The organism is Pseudomonas lalkuanensis (assembly GCF_008807375.1).
In the GTDB taxonomy this organism is placed as follows: domain Bacteria; phylum Pseudomonadota; class Gammaproteobacteria; order Pseudomonadales; family Pseudomonadaceae; genus Metapseudomonas; species Metapseudomonas lalkuanensis.
Genome location: NZ_CP043311.1, coordinates 4,786,772 through 4,803,652 on the forward strand (window position 1 = coordinate 4,786,772; position 16,881 = coordinate 4,803,652).

General features: G+C 65.2%; 13 protein-coding genes. 2 read left to right on the top strand and 11 right to left on the bottom strand.

The genetic code is table 11. From position 1 onward, the window contains the following. Positions 1-24: 24 nt before the first annotated feature. The gene (gene ppc, locus FXN65_RS22125) at positions 25-2,661 is read right to left on the bottom strand and encodes a phosphoenolpyruvate carboxylase (protein WP_151136431.1); all 2,637 of its coding nucleotides are present in this window, start codon (positions 2,659-2,661) and stop codon (positions 25-27) included. Positions 2,662-2,863: 202 nt separating this feature from the next. Here ppc and FXN65_RS22130 point away from each other — a divergent pair, with 202 nt between their 5' ends. Further along, positions 2,864-3,208 carry a pilin assembly protein gene (locus FXN65_RS22130; RefSeq protein ID WP_151136432.1) on the top strand — a complete coding sequence of 115 codons (345 nt, stop codon included), beginning with the start codon at positions 2,864-2,866 and terminating at the stop codon, positions 3,206-3,208. A gap of 16 nt (positions 3,209-3,224) precedes the next feature. On the opposite strand, the gene cadR is transcribed toward FXN65_RS22130, so the two are convergent. Next, positions 3,225-3,692: a Cd(II)/Pb(II)-responsive transcriptional regulator gene (gene cadR, locus FXN65_RS22135; protein ID WP_151136434.1), complete on the bottom strand. Its 468-nt coding sequence runs from the start codon at positions 3,690-3,692 to the stop codon at positions 3,225-3,227. A gap of 76 nt (positions 3,693-3,768) precedes the next feature. Here cadR and FXN65_RS22140 point away from each other — a divergent pair, with 76 nt between their 5' ends. Beyond that, positions 3,769-5,970 carry a heavy metal translocating P-type ATPase gene (locus FXN65_RS22140; RefSeq protein WP_151136436.1) on the top strand — a complete coding sequence of 734 codons (2,202 nt, stop codon included), beginning with the start codon at positions 3,769-3,771 and terminating at the stop codon, positions 5,968-5,970. A 90-nt stretch (positions 5,971-6,060) separates the two neighbouring features. Here the strand turns inward: FXN65_RS22140 and FXN65_RS22145 are convergent, their stop codons facing one another. From FXN65_RS22145 to FXN65_RS22185, 9 genes are all read right to left on the bottom strand, one after another. Next, positions 6,061-6,561, bottom strand: coding sequence for an O-acetyl-ADP-ribose deacetylase (locus FXN65_RS22145; RefSeq protein ID WP_151136438.1), 501 nt, complete (start codon positions 6,559-6,561; stop codon positions 6,061-6,063). A gap of 171 nt (positions 6,562-6,732) precedes the next feature. Then, positions 6,733-8,151, bottom strand: coding sequence for an amidase (locus FXN65_RS22150; protein ID WP_244620775.1), 1,419 nt, complete (start codon positions 8,149-8,151; stop codon positions 6,733-6,735). Positions 8,152-8,473: 322 nt separating this feature from the next. After that, positions 8,474-9,835, bottom strand: coding sequence for a DUF1329 domain-containing protein (locus FXN65_RS22155; RefSeq protein ID WP_151136440.1), 1,362 nt, complete (start codon positions 9,833-9,835; stop codon positions 8,474-8,476). A 26-nt stretch (positions 9,836-9,861) separates the two neighbouring features. Continuing rightward, positions 9,862-11,721, bottom strand: a complete 1,860-nt coding sequence (locus FXN65_RS22160; RefSeq protein WP_151136442.1) for a DUF1302 domain-containing protein — start codon at positions 11,719-11,721, stop codon at positions 9,862-9,864. Between the two features lie 440 nt (positions 11,722-12,161). After that, positions 12,162-13,172 carry an AraC-like transcriptional regulator QhpR gene (gene qhpR, locus FXN65_RS22165; protein ID WP_151136444.1) on the bottom strand — a complete coding sequence of 337 codons (1,011 nt, stop codon included), beginning with the start codon at positions 13,170-13,172 and terminating at the stop codon, positions 12,162-12,164. 184 nt (positions 13,173-13,356) lie between these two features. Further along, positions 13,357-13,680 (bottom strand): hypothetical protein, encoded by a 324-nt coding sequence (locus FXN65_RS22170; RefSeq protein WP_151136446.1) that lies wholly within the window; start codon positions 13,678-13,680, stop codon positions 13,357-13,359. Then, positions 13,677-14,564, bottom strand: a complete 888-nt coding sequence (locus tag FXN65_RS22175) for an alpha/beta hydrolase (RefSeq protein WP_151136448.1) — start codon at positions 14,562-14,564, stop codon at positions 13,677-13,679. The genes FXN65_RS22170 and FXN65_RS22175 overlap by 4 nt, the downstream gene beginning before the upstream one ends. A gap of 261 nt (positions 14,565-14,825) precedes the next feature. Then, positions 14,826-16,115 carry a flavohemoglobin expression-modulating QEGLA motif protein gene (locus FXN65_RS22180; RefSeq protein ID WP_151136450.1) on the bottom strand — a complete coding sequence of 430 codons (1,290 nt, stop codon included), beginning with the start codon at positions 16,113-16,115 and terminating at the stop codon, positions 14,826-14,828. Positions 16,116-16,122: 7 nt separating this feature from the next. Then, entirely contained in the window at positions 16,123-16,677 is a 555-nt protein-coding gene (locus tag FXN65_RS22185; RefSeq protein WP_151136451.1) for a hypothetical protein, read from the bottom strand. Positions 16,678-16,881: the final 204 nt, after the last annotated feature.

Here is a 16,881-nt window from a genome sequence, read left to right on the forward strand (position 1 = left end):
CCGGAAGTAGGCGCTAAAACGGCCTCAGCCGGTGTTTCGCAACCCCGCCGCGATGCCCGCCACACTGACCAGAAGGGCCTGTTCCAGCGGGCCTTCGACATGCTGCTCGCAGCGTCTGGAACGGGCCAGGAGCTCGGTCTGGAGCAGGTGCAGCGGGTCCAGGTAGGTGTTGCGCACGCTGATGGCTTCGCGGGTCTCCAGGCTCTGTGCCAGAAGCTCGGACTGGCCGGTCAGGGCCAGTACTGAAGTACGCGCCTGCGACAATAGGTCGCGCAACTGCGCACCCAGCGGTTTCAGCTCTTCCGGCACCAGCCGTTCGTCGTAGAGCGCAGCGATATTCACGTCCGCCTTGGCCAGGACCATCTCCAGCATGTCGATGCGCGTCGCGAAGAACGGCCAGCGCTCGCGCATCCGCGCCAGCAGCGGGGTTTCGCCACGTTGCCCGGCGTTGGCCAGGGCCGCCTCCCAACCCAGCCAGGCCGGCAGCATCAGGCGCGTCTGGGTCCAGGCGAAGATCCACGGAATCGCCCGCAGGCTCTCCACGCCACCGGCGCGGCGCTTGGCCGGCCGGCTGCCCAGTGGCAGCCGGCCGAGTTCCTGCTCCGGCGTGGCCTGGCGGAAATACTCGACGAACTGCGGATGCTCGCGCACCACCGCGCGATAGGCCGCCACGCCATCGGCGGCCAGGCGGTCCATCGCGGCACGCCAGGCCGGCTCGGGTTCCGGTGGCGGCAACAGGGTCGCCTCCAGCACGGCGGACAGGTAGGTGTTGAGGTTCTGCTCGGCGATGCCGGGCAGGCCGAACTTGAAGCGGATCATCTCGCCCTGTTCGGTGGTGCGGAAGCGTCCCGCCACCGACCCGGGCGGTTGCGACAGGATGGCCGCATGGGCAGGACCACCGCCGCGCCCCACGGTGCCACCGCGGCCATGGAACAGGAGCAGCTCCACCTGATGCTCGCGGCAGATATCCACCAGGCGTTCCTGGGCACGGTACTGCGCCCAGGCGGCAGCCACAGTACCGGCGTCCTTGGCCGAGTCGGAGTAACCGATCATCACCTCCTGCGGACCGTGCAGCCTCGCGCGATAGCCAGGAAGGCCGAGCAGCCGCTCGATGGCAGGGCCGGCGTTGTCCAGGTCGGCCAGGGTTTCGAAAAGTGGCACCACGCGGATCGGCCGTTGCAACCCGGCCTCCTTGAGCAGCAGTTGCACTGCCAGCACGTCGGAGGGTGCCCCGGCCATGGAGATCACGTAGGAGCCCAGGGAAGCGGCTGGCGCATTGGCCACCACCCGGCAGGTGGCGAGTACTTCGGCGGTGTCGGCCGATGGCCGGTAGTGCGGCGGCAGCAGCGGACGACGGTTGTCGAGTTCACGCTGGAGGAAGGTCAGGCGGTCTTCCTCGTTCCATTCGGCGTAATTGCCGAGCCCCAGGTAATCGGTGATTTCTCCCAGGGCGGCGGCGTGGCGGCCGGAGTCCTGGCGGATGTCCAGGCGCACCAGGAACAGGCCGAAGGTGGCGGCACGGCGCAGGCAGTCGAGCAATGCACCGTCGGCGATCACGCCCATGCCGCAGGCGTGCAGGGAGTGGTAGCAGATTTCCAGGGGCTCCAGCAGCTGGCTGTTTTCATGGAGCACCTCGGGGCCAGGCGGAATGTCCCTGTCCAGCGCCGCTTCGGCCCAGGCGCGGGTCGCGCGCAGGCGATCGCGCAGTTGCTTGAGCACCGCGCGATAGGGCTCGGGATGTACGCCCACGCGCACGCGCAGCTCATCGCTGGCCTGCTGCATCGACAACTCGGCGGCCAGGTGCTCGACGTCACGCAGGTACAGGTCGGCGGCCATCCAGCGCGCCAGCAGCAGCACCTGGCGACTGATGGCGGCGGTGACATTCGGATTGCCGTCGCGGTCGCCGCCCATCCAGGAGGCGAAGCGCAGCGGCGCGGCACTCAGTGGCAGGCGCAGTCCGGTGGCGGCATGCAGGACCTGGTCGACATGGCGCAGCACCTTGGGCAGCGCATGCCAGAGGGAATGCTCGATCACCGCGAACCCCCACTTCGCCTCGTCCACCGGGGTCGGCCGGCTGCGACGGATTTCCTCGGTGTGCCAGGCCTCGGCGATCAGGCGCAACAGGCGCAGGCGCACGCTCTCGCGCTCGTCGTCGCTGAGGTCGGTGTGGTCCTGGGCCGCCAGTTGCGCGGCCATGGCGTCGTATTTCTGGATCAGGGTGCGGCGGGCGACTTCGGTGGGATGGGCGGTCAGCACCAGTTCGATGTCCAGGCGCGCCAGCTGCCGGGCCAGCTGTTCCGGGGCGTGGCCGGCGGCGAGCAGGCGTTGCAGCAGGTCGCCCAGCACGCGGTCTTCGAAGGGCTGCGGCTCATCCGGGGCACGCCGGCGGATGCGGTGGTACTGCTCGGCGATATTGGCCAGGTTGAGGAACTGGTTGAACGCACGGGCCACCGGCAGGAGTTCGTCGTCGGTGAGGCCATCGAGGGTCTCGTTGAGCTGCCGCTCGCCCTGGGCCGAGCCCTTGCGCGCAGCCTTGGCGCCCTTGCGGATGCGTTCGATCTTGTCGAGAAAGGCGTCCCCCAACTGGGCACGGATCGTGTCGCCGAGCAACTCGCCGAGCAGGTGGACATCCTCACGCAGACGCGCGTCGATTTCGGCCATTGCCTTCCCTCCGTAGCTGTGTGCGTCCTTCAGATTGCCGATAGCGCCATGCAGATACAAGGGTGCGACGAACGGCGTATCCGAACGCTCCCGCGAGCTAGTCTGAACCTTAGCCGCCATCACGAATGACGACTCCCGGGTGGCCGAGATCGCCCGGAGCTCGAAAACACCCACCACCATGTGGGAAGAGGATGAGGTGTCTATGAAGATCAGAGAATTGGTCCGCCATTGGGAGCAGAACGCCAAGGGTCGCCTGACCCGCAGCGAATACAGCATTCACCTGGATCTGGAGTCCGCCGCCCGGCTCGCGGCGCTGGCCGAGATGTACCCCAAGCGCAGCGTCGAGGAACTCATCGGTGAACTGGTGGGCGCCGCCCTGGAGGAGCTGGAGGCCAGCTTCCCCTACGTCAGGGGCAGCCAGGTGGTCGCCACCGATGAACAGGGCGACCCGCTCTACGAAGACATTGGGCCGACACCGCGTTTCCTGGCCCTTTCACGCCGTTACCTGCAGCAGCTCAGCGATCAGCGCGACGCCGCCAATCACTGACCGGGCACGGCAGTCGTCACCCCCGCCGATGCACGCCGGGTACGTGCAGGTGCCCGGCGTGCGCGCAGTCGTCGCTGGTCACCGGCGGCGGGCCGGGCTGTTCCAGTTCGCGAAGGATGGCGCAGGCCTGGCTGGCGCCGTCGCCGTTGCAGCGTGCCTGCAGATCCTTGAGCTGGTCGCGCAGGGACTGCAGCTCGGCGATGCGCACCTCGACGTGGTGCAGGTGTTCCTCGATCAGCCGGTTGGCGGTGCCGCAATCAGCCTCGGGACAATCGCGCAGAGCCAGCAGCGCGCGGATTTCCTCCTGGGTCATGTCCAGCGAGCGGCAGTGGCGAATGAACGACAGGCGCTCCACGTGCGCCGTGTCGTATTGCCGGTAATTGCCGGCGCTGCGCGAGGGCGCCGGCAGCAGGCCTTCGCGCTCGTAGTAGCGGATGGTTTCCACCGGACATCCGGTGAGGGTGGCCAGTTCGCCGATTTTCATTGCCTGACTCCGCTTGACTCTGTAGTTGCTACAGGGTGTGCAATGCCACTCGAAGCGTCAAACAGGAATTGACCCGATGAGCCAACATTGCTGCCACGAGCATGACCATGCGCCCCGTAACGCCACGCCGGAACTGGCCGGAATTGCCGCCACCGCGGAGCCACGCTGGAGCAGCCTGCGCATCGACGCCATGGACTGCCCCACCGAGGAACGCCTGATCCGCGATGCGCTGGGCAAGGTCCAGGCCATAGAAGCGCTGGAATTCAACCTGATGCAGCGCCTGCTGCGCGTGCGCCATCGCTTCGAAGACGTGGAACCCCTGCAGCGCCTGATCGAGAGCCTGGGCATGCAGGCCGTTCCCCTCGCTGAAGGCGCTCCGGCCGCCGCACCGGCACAGGCGAAGAAACCCTGGTGGCCGCTGGCCCTGGCTGGCCTGGCCGCATTGGCGGCGGAAGCCTGCGAATGGTTCGGGGGCGGGCCGCAATGGCTGACGGCGGGACTGGCGATCCTCGCCATCCTCGGCGCTGGCCTGCCCACCTACAAGAAGGGCTGGATCGCGCTGAAAAACCGCAACCTGAACATCAACGCGCTGATGAGCATCGCCGTGACCGGCGCCCTGCTGATCGGCCAATGGCCCGAAGCGGCCATGGTCAGCGTGCTGTTCGCCATCGCCGAACTGATCGAGGCGCGCTCCCTGGAGCGGGCACGGGATGCCATTCGCGGCCTGCTGCAACTGGCCCCGGAACAGGCCACGGTGTTCGAGGATGGCGAGTGGCGCGAGCGCCCGGCCCGCGACGTGCAGCCTGGTGCCCGCCTGCGGGTCCGTCCCGGTGAGCGCATCGCCCTGGACGGCGAAGTGCTGGGCGGTCGCTCCAGCGTCAACCAGGCCCCCATCACCGGCGAGAGCCTGCCGGTGGAGAAGGACCTGGGCGATCCGCTGTTCGCCGGCACCATCAACGGCGAAGGCGAACTGGAATACCGCGCCACCCGTGCCGCCAACGACAGCACCCTGGCACGCATCATCCATGCCGTGGAAGCGGCCCAGGGCTCACGGGCGCCGACCCAGCGCTTCGTCGACCAGTTCTCCCGCATCTACACGCCGGTGGTGATCCTCATTGCCGTGCTCACCGCCCTGCTGCCGCCACTGCTGTTCGACGGTGTCTGGCTGGACTGGCTGTACCGCGCCCTGGTGCTGCTGGTGATCGCCTGCCCCTGCGCCCTGGTGATTTCCACCCCGGTGACCATCGTCAGCGGTCTGGCCGCGGCTGCCCGTGGCGGCATCCTGGTGAAGGGCGGGGTGTTCCTCGAACTCGGCCGCAAGCTGGCCTGGGTGGCCCTGGACAAGACTGGCACCCTGACCGAAGGCCGCCCGCGCCAGACCGATATCGAACTGCTGCGGGCGCACGAACAGGATCCCCGCGCCCTGGCCGCCAGCCTGGCCGCCCGCTCGGACCACCCGGTGTCCCAGGCCGTGGCCCGTGCCGCCGAAGCCGACAACATTGCGCTCTACGCCGTGGAACGCCTGGCCGCCCTTCCCGGCCGCGGCGTCACCGGCCTGATCGACGGGCGTACCTATCACCTGGGCAATCACCGCCTGGTGGAAGAACTCGGCCTGTGCTCCAGCGAGCTGGAAACCCGCCTGGACGCCCTGGAAGCACAGGGCAAGACGGTGGTGGCCCTGTGCAGTGAACACGCCGTGCTGGCGCTGTTCGCCGTCGCCGACACCGTGCGCGACAGCAGTCGCGAAGCCATCGGCCAGCTCCATGCGCTGGGGGTGAAGACGCTGATGCTCTCCGGAGACAACCCGCACACCGTCCAGACCATCGCCAGCCAGGTCGGCATGGACGACGCCCGTGGCAACCTGCTGCCGGAAGACAAGCTGGCGGAGATCGGTCGGCGCCAGTCCGGCGGCGTGCCGGTGGGCATGGTGGGCGACGGCATCAACGACGCCCCGGCGCTGGCCCGTGCCGACATCGGCTTCGCCATGGGCGCCGCCGGCACCGATACCGCCATCGAAACCGCCGGCGTGGCGCTGATGGACGACGACCTGCGCAAGCTGCCGCAGTTCATCCGCCTGTCCCGCCGTACCCACGCCGTGCTGATGCAGAACATCAGCCTGGCCCTGGGCATCAAGGCTGTGTTTCTGGCGTTGACCCTGATGGGCGAAGGCACGCTGTGGATGGCGGTGTTCGCCGATATGGGCGCCAGCCTGCTGGTGGTGTTCAACGGGCTGCGGTTGCTTTCTCCCCCCTCCCTCCGGGAGAGGGGCCGGGGGTGAGGGAAGGTCCGCGCGGCTGGCAGTTTCCCTCACCCCACAACCCACTCCCGAAGAGAGTGGGTACTGTCCGTGCAGGCGTCGAAAACGAACCTACGCCAAAGCGTCCTGATAGACGAAGACCATGTCCTGGCCGAACGCCACCAGCAGCACTTCACGCAAGCTGCTGCCCGCCGGCCTCGGCCGCTTGAGTTCAGCCACTGCGATCCGCGCCGCCAGCTGCAGCGGATAGCCATACACCCCGCAGCTGATCGCCGGAAAGGCAATGCTGGCCAGCCCTTCGGCTTCGGCCAGGGCCAGACAGTTGCGGTAGCAGTTGCTGAGCAGTTCGGGTTCGCGATGGCTGCCACCGTGCCAGACCGGCCCGACGGTGTGGATCACGAAACGAGCCGGCAGACGGAAGCCCGGCGTGATCCTCGCCTCGCCCGTGGGGCAGCCGCCAAGGGTGCGGCAATGGGCGAGGAGTTCGGGACCGGCAGCGCGGTGGATGGCGCCGTCAACGCCCCCGCCACCGAGCAGCGAGGAGTTGGCCGCATTGACGATGGCGCCTACCTCCAGGGTCGTGATGTCGCCTTGCCAGATCCGGATTTCCACCTGATTAGACTCTCAACCTGGGTATCCGCCGATGGTAGTAGCCAGACGCTTCACCGAGGTACTGGATGGCGAACCGTCCGTCGCTCAGGTTCGCGTGTCGGGGACCGCCACGATGGTCCGTGCAGCAGGGAGCAGGTGCGTTTCACCGGGGGGCCGATCCGGCGCTGTCGATCACACCTTGAGCAAGGCCGGCGGGACACGCCGAACCCATTGCGTCTCCTGTTCATAGGCATAGGCCAGTTGCAGCACGGCAAGATCAGCCTCGCGCTTGCCGATGATCTGCACGCCCATGGGCAAGCCTTCAGCATTGAAGCCGGCCGGAACACTCATGGCGGGACAGCCGGCCAGCGATGCAGGGATGACCACTTCCATCCAGCGGTGATAGGTATCCATCGCCTTGCCGGCGATGCTCTTCGGCCAATGCACACTGGCGTCGAATGGAAACACCTGCGCAGTGGGCAGAACCAGGTAGTCGTAGCGCTTGAACAGCTCACAAATGGCCTGGTACCACGCGCTGCGCTCGACCGACGCCTTGTACAGCTCGCGGGCGCTGATGTTCTTGCCGCTGTCGATTTCCCAGAGGAGTTCGGGCTTCATCAGCGCACGCAGTTTGGGGTCAGGGAAAGCCTCTGCTTCGCCCGCGGCAAGCGAATGACGCAGGGTCAGCCAGGCTTGCCAGAGACGCTGCGGCGCGAAATTCAATTCGGCGTCCTCGACCTTGCAACCGATCGCCTCGAAAGCGTTCAACGAACCACGGCACAGCTCCAGCACGCCCTCCTCCATCGGCAAGTAGCCATTGAAGTCGCCGAGCCAGCCGATGCGGGTATCGCGAAAGTCGCGCTTGAGCGGTTCGGCAAAACGTGCCGGATCCTGCTGGATCGACAAGGGTGAGCGCGGGTCATGGCCCGCCTGGATGGACAGCAGCATCGCGAGGTCCGTCACCGTGCGCCCCATCGGCCCGTTGGTGGCCAGGTCGCCCAGGAACAATTCCTTGCTCGGCCCGGAGGGTACGCAACCCGCGGAAGGGCGGAAGCCAAAAACATTGTTGAAAGCGGCGGGATTGCGCAATGAGCCCATCATGTCGCTGCCATCGGCCACCGGCACCAGGCGCAGGGCCAGGGCTACCCCCGCGCCACCGCTGCTTCCGCCGGCGATGCGGCTCTGATCGTAGGCATTGCGCGTAATCCCGAAGACCTGGTTATAGGAATTGGAGCCCATGCCGAATTCCGGCACGTTGGTCTTGCCGATGACGATCGCGCCCTGGCCCTTGATGCGCTCGACGTAGATTTCGTCGTGCTTGGGCACATAGTCCTTGAACAGGGGCGAGCCATAGGTCGTGCGTATCCCGGCGGTAGCCGCGAGATCCTTCACGGCATGCGGCATGCCGTGCATCCAGCCCAGGTACTGGCCACGCGCCAGTTGCCGATCGCGCTCTTCGGCCTGCTTCAGCAAGGCATCGCCATCCTGCAGCGAGACGATCGCATTCACCTTGGGGTTGAGTCGTTCGATCTGCGTCAGATAGGCGGTCATGGTCTCCCGGCAGGACACCTGGCGCGCCTTGATGGCGCGGGAAAGCGTCACGGCATCCATGGCGACGATATCCGCTGGTATCACGTCCGCCGCCGCCGCGGGCGCTGCCTTGGAGCTGGCCGGGAACAGGCTGCCGATCGCCCCGCCGAAGGCGGCGGAGCCGAGCATCGCTCCGGAAACCACACCGCTTCGCACCAGGAACTGGCGACGTGCCTGCGAGCACTCCTCTGCAGGCGAAACGCGGCCTGGAACAGGTTCTTTTTTCATTTCGACTCCTCATGTATCTGTCATGGCCGCAGCCGATGGCTCGACGAACCGCACCCGGGTACGAAGCGACATCAGGGGCAGGAAAGCAGCAGCCGCGGCGATGTCCTGTGATTCCTCAGCGGATGCCGCTGGCGCGCAGCGCTGACGGGGTGAACTCCTTGCTGGTGACGGGGAAGTCGAACCTGTAGCCATCCTTCTCCTCGTTGTGCAACGCACCTACCGCATAACGCCCGGATATCACGTCGTAATGGGTTACCCCGGCAAACCAGGGAATCTGCTGGTCGTAGAAGAAATTGGTGTGCCCTTCGGCGACCCGCCAGAGATTGCCGCGGCTGTCGTAGGCGTCGGCCTCGGCCACCTGCCAGCTGTCTTCGTCGATGTAGAAATCACGTTTGGAGTAGAGGTGACGCTCTCCCGGCTTCAGGGTGGCGACCACATGCCAGACCCGGTGCAGCTCGTAACGGGTGTGGTCCGGATTGATATGACCGGGCCTGATGATGTCGTCGTACTTCAGCCTGGGCGACTCCAATCGATAGCTGTTGTATGGGATGTACAGCTCCTGCTTGCCGATCAGCTTCCACTCGAAACGATCCGGCGCGCCGTTGTACATGTCGGAGTCGTCAATGGTCCGCATGCCATCGGCGCCGGGGCTGTCGTAGGCGATCTGCGGTGCGCGGCGCACGCGGCGCTGGCCGGCGTTGTATTCCCAGGCCATGCGCGGCTCCCTGACCTGGTTGAGGGTTTCGTGCACCAGCGTCACGTTGCCGGCCTTGCGCGCCGGCCCGAGGAACTCCTCCCGGAACATGTACAGGATGTTGGTCATTTTATCGGCCGAGTAGTCGGTCAGGCCGATGGGGAAGGCGAGGTTCTGCTTGATCACGCTGGGCGTGTAGCTGCCATTCACCTGGGGCGAGGCTTGCACCGTGATGCGTTTGACGGAGTAGCCGCGGAAGCGGGTGATGTGGTTCCAGATCGCTTCCAGGCCATTGTGCGGCAGAGGGAACGGCACACCGCCGGGCTGGAACTGCTCCAGGCCATTGCCGCCTTCGGCCAGCCGGGTCTGGACGGCATTCTGCCGGGTAGCGGCGTTGCTCCTGTCAGGCAGGCTGACCGAACGATGGGACGGGTAGACCGGGATGCGGTAGCTGTCCGGATAGCGCTTGAACATTGCCAACTGGCCGGGAGTCAGCTTGCCCTGGTACTGCCCGACATTCTCCGCGGTGATGATGAACAACGGCTTTTCGCCGGCGAAAGGATCGGCGAGGAAGCCGTTGGCATCCTTGCTTCCGGCATCCTTCGGCAGGCCGCCGGTCCAGGCCGGGATGCTGCCGTCGGCATTGCCGGCGGCTTCAGCGCCGACGGGAGTCAGGTCGGCGCCCAGGCGCGCGGCCTGTTCGGGCGATACAGCCGCTGGCGCCTGGCAGGCGGCCAGGCTCAGGCCAAGGCAGCCGGCCTGGATAAGTTGCTTGTGATTCATGGGTGACCTCGTCTGCCGGTCTGGCCTTAGAAACTCACGCCGAAGCTGGCCGCGACGAAGTCGCGATCGCTGTTGGCATTGAAATCACCGCCGTAGTAATCGGTGTAACTGATGGTGGCGGTGTACTTGGAGAGGTATTCGGCGTTCAGGCCGATGCTGATGGCCTTGTTGCCTTCCTGGAAGGTGGGCCCGAAGCCGTCGACGTCATGGGAAAACGCCAGGCTCGGCTTCAGGTTCACGCCGGCCAGGGCATCGTTGTAGATAAAGCTGGCGCTCAGGCGATAACCCCAGGAATTGCGGGTGAAGAAGCCATCATCGGTGCATTGGTTCGGGTTTGCGGCGTTGGCGACCAGGGTGCAGAGCTGGTTTCCCGAGATACCGCCAAGCGCCGGGGCCGTGCCGGCGCCGGCCAGTTCACCGTTGCCGAATACGCCGCTGCGTCCGAAGCGCAGGTCGGTGCCGTCGGTCGAGCCGAGGCCGCCGACGTGGCTGTATCCCACTTCGGTGACGAGGATCGTGCTGTCCGACTTGAGGAAGCCATCGAAGGTACTGATGGTGGTCACCTGGGCCTGGGTGAAGGGCAAGCGCTTGTAACCCTTCACCGGCGATCCGAACCTGGAACCAGCCCAGCCGCTAGCGAAGACCGGCAACCCGGCATTGACCGCAGCGCTGGTGGCGGCGGCTCCCAGGGTGGCGGCGGCGGAAAGATCGGAACCGTTGATACCGAGCGGCATGTTCGGCCGGTGACTGATTTCGCCGGACACGGCAGTTTCGCCGACCGAGGTGGCGAAGCTCAGGCCGTACAGGCGAATGTCTTCCGGATATTCCAGGAAGTAGCGCGCGCTGCTCTGGCCGCCCCGCCCGGCGAAACCGCCGACCGGGTCGAGAAAGGCCCCCTTGCCGACGACCCACGAGGTTTCCGGGGTTCGGCTGTGGTAGTTGAGGGCATAGAGGCCGAACTCGGTGTCGTTCAGTTCAGGCAGCAGCAGACGCAAGGCGACCCCGAACTGGCCACCGTCGCGGGCCTCCCGATCCTGCAAACGCGGCACGAAGCCGTAGCCGCCGGGCACTCCCGTGCCGTCGATACCTGCCGCACGGTCGAAGTCGCTGCCGTTCACCCGCATGCGATCGTCGCAGCCCTTGGCCGCAACGTCGCTGCCGAAAAAGGTGCCGCAGTTGTCCAGTACGGTCTTCTCCCACTCCAGTTGGTAGAAGGCCTCCACGGACAGGTTGTCGCTCAGGCCCTGGGTCAGGAACAGCATGCTGACGGGCGTCAGGGCCTCCTTGATCTCGGAGCCGGGCCGACGCACGGCGGCGACATCGATCGGGTTGATGGCGTTGATGGAATTGCCGATGAAGGTGCTTTCGCCCCAACTGACCACCTGCCGGCCGAGGCGCACGCTGCCCGGCAGATCGGCCACCTGGTAGTTGTGGTAGACGAAGGCGTCGAGCAACTCGGCGCCGGAGGCCTGGGCGACATTGTCACGGCCATCGTCGTCAATATCCTCGAGCAGGCGGTGTTCATCCTTCAGCTCGAAGTCGTACCAGTACTTGCCACGCAGGAACAGGCCGCTGTCGCGATAGCGCAAATCAAGATCATGCAGGCCCTTGAAGATCTTCGAGAAGGTCTCGCCCTTCTTGAAATTCAGTCGATTGTCGTCCGAGCTGCTGGAGGAAGCCTTGCCACCATTGCCGGTGCCGATGAAGTCAGGATCGCCACCGCGCACTGCCCAACTGGCGCCGATCGACAAGGTCGAGTCGAAACTCCCCTGGAGTTCCCCGATGTTGAAGCTGGCCGCCCGGACCGGTAGCACGCTCGCAAGTGCCACCGCCAGGGCAAGGGCGTGCGGGTAAATGCCCTTTGCCCCTGTTTTTCTTGTTTTCATGTCGCTGTCTGCCTGGAAGCTGTTTCTTGTTGGTCGGATTCACTGGGTACTTCCCTGTGCGAGCAGAATTGCATTGCCGGCTGGCCAAGAATTGACACGGCACGACAGAGTGGTTGGCCCAGCACGCCAAGCGCTGCGGACAGCCCGGCAGCGTCGAACCGTCATCGGGAAAAGGCGGCCAGATCGTTCGAGATTGTTGCCGGGAACTCCGGTCGGAGCATGGAAACCGGGCCCCGTACCCGCGCAAGCAAACACCGGCAAGGACCGGTCTCAGGGTGCAGGAATTCAGCTTGGGGGCTTCAAGCGCCGCCGTGCCGGCGGCATCGGCGCGGTGGCTGGCGCAGCAGGTTCTTTCGAACAGCGCCTTGGTGGGCTCTTCGTCCGGTCGCGCCGGAGCAGGCCGCCAACGCCGACTCAGCGGCCAGCGGCGAAAACGTCGCTCAGGAGCCGGTTTGCAGTTGCTGCCTGTACTGCTGGGGAGTCAGTTGTGTCCAGCGGCGAAATGCCCGGCTCAACGAGCTGGATTCGGAGTAGCCCACCAGCAGCGCCACCTCGGTCAGCGAGTACTCCTTGTTCTTGATGTAGTCCAGCGCCAGGGTGCGGCGTACATCTTCGACCAGGTTGCTGAACTCGATACCCAGTTCCCCCAGACGCCGCTGCAAGGTTCGACCGCTCATACCCTGGCTGCGGGCAATCTGCTCCAGGCTCACCACCCCGAGGCAGAGGCAACCTGCGATGGCCCGTGAAACGCGGCCGAGGAAATCCATTGTCTGCGAGCGGACCTTGCTCTGCTGCTCGAGCAAGGGCTCCAGCGCCCGATACAGCCGGATATCGGAAGTGCGCAGCGGCAGGCTCAGGATGTCGCGCGAGAAATGCAGGCGATTACTCAACTGGTTGAAGTGCAACGGGCACTGGAAGATTTCCCTGTGCAATTGCTGGTCTTCCGGCGCGGCATGCTCGAAGTCGACCCGATGCGGCCAGAACTCGACGCCACTGATCTCGCGCAGGCAGTTGAGAATGGCGCTGAGGGCGAGTTCGGAATCCTGGCGGCGCTGGAAGATGGTCGGGTCCGTGATCTGATAGTCGATGATCACGTCGTGATCGTTGATCGACAGATCCAGGCGCGTTGCCTGGATGTGCGCAACGATGAAGCGGCTCATGCAGCGCAGCGCCATTTCCATATCGGTAGCGCTTCGAGCCGCATGGCCATAGACCCCGAACGAAGTGCTGTCCAGATCCAGCCCCATCCTCAGGCCGATGTTGCTGTCGGTGCGCAGGCTCAACGCCTCCAGCAGCGCGACATACTTGGCGAGAGGAACCTCGCTGGCCGGGTCGTGCAGTATGGACTCGTCCAACCCCACCTCACTCAGTACCGGCGCTACCTGATCGCTGCAGTTGCGCAGCAGGGCCTCGGTAAAGATGGTGAAACACTGAGAGCCGCCTGTGGACATGCGAAAACCCTGAATCTGCTCGGAGCGGTCCGTTGTTCTTATTGGTCAGCGCAGAGCCTGGGTCAGAGCGCCCCGCCGCAAAAATGTAACAGATTATTTTAGCAACGAGGCACACAAAGGCCGGGGTCGCGACGGGCTCGCCGAAGCGGCGTCTGCGCAACGGCGTCCATGACGGCCAGGCCCCTCAACGGACTTCCTGGGGAGTCTCCTCACCCATGCAGCGCACGGCCTTCTTCTTGTTGTCCACCAGCACGCCGGTCAGGCCTTTCTGCTGGGTGTCGAACAGCACCAGCACGCCATCGACGCACTGGGCGACCTGGGCGGCCGGCTCCAGGGAAACCTTGTAGTCCTCACCGGGAATGGTCTTGAGCATGGTGAAGTCGGACAGCAGCAGCGCGTCCTCGGGTTTGGCGAAGTGCAGGTAGCCGTAGTACCAGAGCACCATCACGGTGCCGACAATGCTGCCGATGCCGGTGAGGATCAGTGGGATGGGATTGCGTTCGCTCATTGGGGACTCTCTGTATTCGGGACTTCAGCCAGCCGGCGCAGTCCGACGAAGCCCTTAGGGTCTTCGAGGTAAAGCACCATGACCTTGCGCCAGGTTGGATCGGCGAACGTCTGCACATGGCCACCGCGGACCGGCTGGAACACCCGCGGCGGGGGCGCAGCTTGATACAAGCGCACGCCGTTGGAAAGGGGGACCACCGGATCGTCGATGCTGTGGTAGATCAGCATGGGCAGGCCCTGCAACCCGCCGATGGCACGAATGGCGCTGTCGCCATCGGGTACCAGCCAGGACAACGGCACCTGCAATGGCCAGGTGATCCAGGCATTGGAGAGGCTGTACCGGGCCACCTCGCGGTAGCTGGCGGGCACCCCGTCCAGCACCAGGGCCTTGAGTTTGTCCCGGCGCCCGGGGCGTTCGGCAAGGTAATGCACCGCCAGGGCGCCACCGATGCTCTGGCCGAGCAGCACCTGCGGCTTGCCCTGCACTTCCGGCGCCTGGTCGAGCCAGGTGAAGGCCGCATCGATGTCCTGGTAGATCGCCGGCAGGCTCGGCGTCCCTTCGGAGTGGCCGTAGCCACGGTAGTCCAGCAGCAGCACCTGGTAGCCCTGGGCTGGAAGCCACCAACTTCCGCCCAGGTGGCTGGCGACATTACCGCCGTTGCCATGCAGGTGCAGCACCGTGCCCTTCACTTGAGTGCCCGGCTTGGCTGGCAGCCACCAGGCGTGCAGGCGCGTACCGTCGGCGGCGGTGAGCTGGATGTCGCGATATTCCAGCTTGGCCTTCTCCGGCGTGAAAGGCAGATGCTTGTCCGGGTAGAACAGCAGCGAGCTGCAGCCTTGCAGAAGCAGGGCAAGGAAGATCAGCAGAGTGCGGGAAGCGGGCATGTGTATTTCCTTCCTGAAACATCACAGGCCAGCCCTGCGGGCTGGTTGGCGAATGAATATCCACATTCGTAGAGCATGGACTTGCGGTAGCCCGCGAACCGAAGGCCGCCCCCTTTTGCTCGGTCTTGGCCGCAGGGTGCGTTGTGCGCACCGATTCCAGTATCCGCCTCGGCCCCGTCAGACCGCCGGTGCGCCCGGCGCCCCTACCGGATCAGCTTCACCCTGCAGTTCCGGCCATTGGAATCGTCACGGGCACGGCCGTCAGAGGATATTGGCGTAGTCCGCCTCGATGCGCTCCAGGCTGAGGTGGTTGAGGAAGTTGGAGAAGCACATCCAGGCCGACAGCGCGTTGAGGTCGCGGAACTGCGGCGGCAGGTACTTGGGCGGCACCACCAGCCCTTCGTCCACCAGCTGGCGCAGGGTGCGGGTGTCTTCCAGGGTGGTCTTGCCGCAGAACAGCAGCGGTATCTGTTCCAGCTTGCCCTTGCGCACCGCGAGCTGGATGTAGTTGTAGATCAGGATGAAGCCCTTCAGGTAGGACAGGTCCTTGGTGAAGGGCAACCCACCCGGCAGCGAGCCACGGAAGGCGCGGCTGGCGCTGCCGTAGCTTTCCTCCGTGCTGTAACCCTGCTCGCGGTAGAAGTGGTAGACGTCGAGGAAATCGGCGCCCTCCTCCGCCATGTGGATGGCGCGGGTGCGGTTGGTCAGCCGGCGCAAGCGTGTCGGGTAGGAGGCGAAGGCGATGACCTCCATCAGGATCGCCAGGCCTTCCTGGGTCACGGTGGAGGACGGCGGCCCCTTGGCGAGGAAAGTGCAGATCGGCTGGTTCTGGCCGTTCAGGGTGGTGCCCACGTGCACCAGCCCCTCGTGGACTTCCAGAGCGCGCACGTCGCGCTCGTTGAACATCGCGTCGGCGCGGATCTTGATGTAGTCGGCACCGGCTGCGGCGTCGGCGACGATGCCGTCGGACTCGAACACACGGATGGTGTCATCGCCGAACACCGGCCCCAGCCGGCTCTGCAACAGGTCCACGGCGTCCTTGGCGGTGAGGGTCTTGGCCTCGTCCTTGAGGTCACCGCGATCGGCGATGTTGTTCAGGTAGTCCGAGAGCATCAGGCCGAGGTCGGCCAGGGTCGGGTCGCCGGCGTGGAAGGCATCGGAGGCGGCGCCATAGAGTTCCTGGGAAATCAGGCCGAAGTCCGCGGTGCCACGCGCTTCGAGCATGCGGATCACCATGCGGTATTCCTTGCACATGCGCCGCATGATCTGGCCCACCGGGTTGAACTGCCCCAGGTGGCGGGTGATGTCGCGCTCGATGTTCTGGAACTCCAGCTTCTTTTCCGTCGCGTCGAAGGCCAGCGGGCGATTCTCGTAATAGGCGCGGTCCACCGCCGGCATGGACTTGCCCTTGTGCTTGAGGAAGCCCTGGCGGACGCTGTCGTCCCATTTCACGGCGTCCAGCACGCGGATCGGCGTCTGCGCCTGAACGATACGGTCGGACAGGGCGCGAATGGTCTTCTGGTAGTCGTCGGGCAGCTTGCGACGGGACATCGGCAGCTTACTCCTCGACAGCACGCTGATAGCGCGCCACTTCAACGAAGACGTCGGAGTTGGCCGGGTCATCCAGCCAGCCGAAGACGACGTCCAGCGGGCTGGTGATGAGCAAGCCGTCGCCGTCCGGCATTTCCACGGACTGGCCCTGGAACTTGCCTTCCTGCATTTCCTGCTCGATGCGCTCGACATCCAGGTTGTAGACCACCAGTTCGTTGTCGGTGGTCAGTTCGAAACCGGCGATGGCGAAATTGGCGCCGAATTTCTTCGGTAAGCCGGCGGAGAGGTACCAGCGGCGGCCATGGTGGGCAACGGTGAAGCCGAACTCCTCCATGCCTTCAAGGTTGTCCTTGCTGCCTTCGAAGCTGCGTGCCTTGTACAGGTTGGAGCCAGCGCGGCTGATCTCCAGGTATTGACGCTCGCCCCACTCATCCTTGCGGGTCCAGTCCCCGAGAAGGGGGATGGGGGCCGGCTCGTTGGCCGGGATGGGATCCTTGAAGGTGACCAGGCAGCCGCCCAACAGCAGGAATGACAGGGCGACCACGGCACGCCAGACTTTCATCTCGCTCTCCTTGTGATAACGAAAAACCCCGCCTAGCCGGCCAAGTGAACAGGTCGCGAACAATGGCCAGGCTAGGCGAAACAGGCGAAGAAGCGCAGTTTACATGCAGTAAATGAGCAATTCTGAGCCTGCTTTCAACGACGCATGGCCGAGCGCAGCAGTGTTCACGCAGCCGCCGGCACGGCGGGGTTCGATCTACGCGCC

Bases quoted from the DNA above. Each gene is read 5' to 3' on its own strand.
- ppc (WP_151136431.1), bottom strand. From the start codon at position 2,661: ATGGCCGAAATCGACGCGCGTCTGCGTGAGGATGTCCACCTGCTCGGC.
- FXN65_RS22130 (WP_151136432.1), top strand. From the start codon at position 2,864: ATGAAGATCAGAGAATTGGTCCGCCATTGGGAGCAGAACGCCAAGGGT.
- cadR (WP_151136434.1), bottom strand. From the start codon at position 3,692: ATGAAAATCGGCGAACTGGCCACCCTCACCGGATGTCCGGTGGAAACC.
- FXN65_RS22140 (WP_151136436.1), top strand. From the start codon at position 3,769: ATGAGCCAACATTGCTGCCACGAGCATGACCATGCGCCCCGTAACGCC.
- FXN65_RS22150 (WP_244620775.1), bottom strand. From the start codon at position 8,151: ATGGATGCCGTGACGCTTTCCCGCGCCATCAAGGCGCGCCAGGTGTCC.
- FXN65_RS22155 (WP_151136440.1), bottom strand. From the start codon at position 9,835: ATGAATCACAAGCAACTTATCCAGGCCGGCTGCCTTGGCCTGAGCCTG.
- FXN65_RS22160 (WP_151136442.1), bottom strand. From the start codon at position 11,721: ATGAAAACAAGAAAAACAGGGGCAAAGGGCATTTACCCGCACGCCCTT.
- qhpR (WP_151136444.1), bottom strand. From the start codon at position 13,172: ATGTCCACAGGCGGCTCTCAGTGTTTCACCATCTTTACCGAGGCCCTG.
- FXN65_RS22170 (WP_151136446.1), bottom strand. From the start codon at position 13,680: ATGAGCGAACGCAATCCCATCCCACTGATCCTCACCGGCATCGGCAGC.
- FXN65_RS22175 (WP_151136448.1), bottom strand. From the start codon at position 14,564: ATGCCCGCTTCCCGCACTCTGCTGATCTTCCTTGCCCTGCTTCTGCAA.
- FXN65_RS22180 (WP_151136450.1), bottom strand. From the start codon at position 16,115: ATGTCCCGTCGCAAGCTGCCCGACGACTACCAGAAGACCATTCGCGCC.
- FXN65_RS22185 (WP_151136451.1), bottom strand. From the start codon at position 16,677: ATGAAAGTCTGGCGTGCCGTGGTCGCCCTGTCATTCCTGCTGTTGGGC.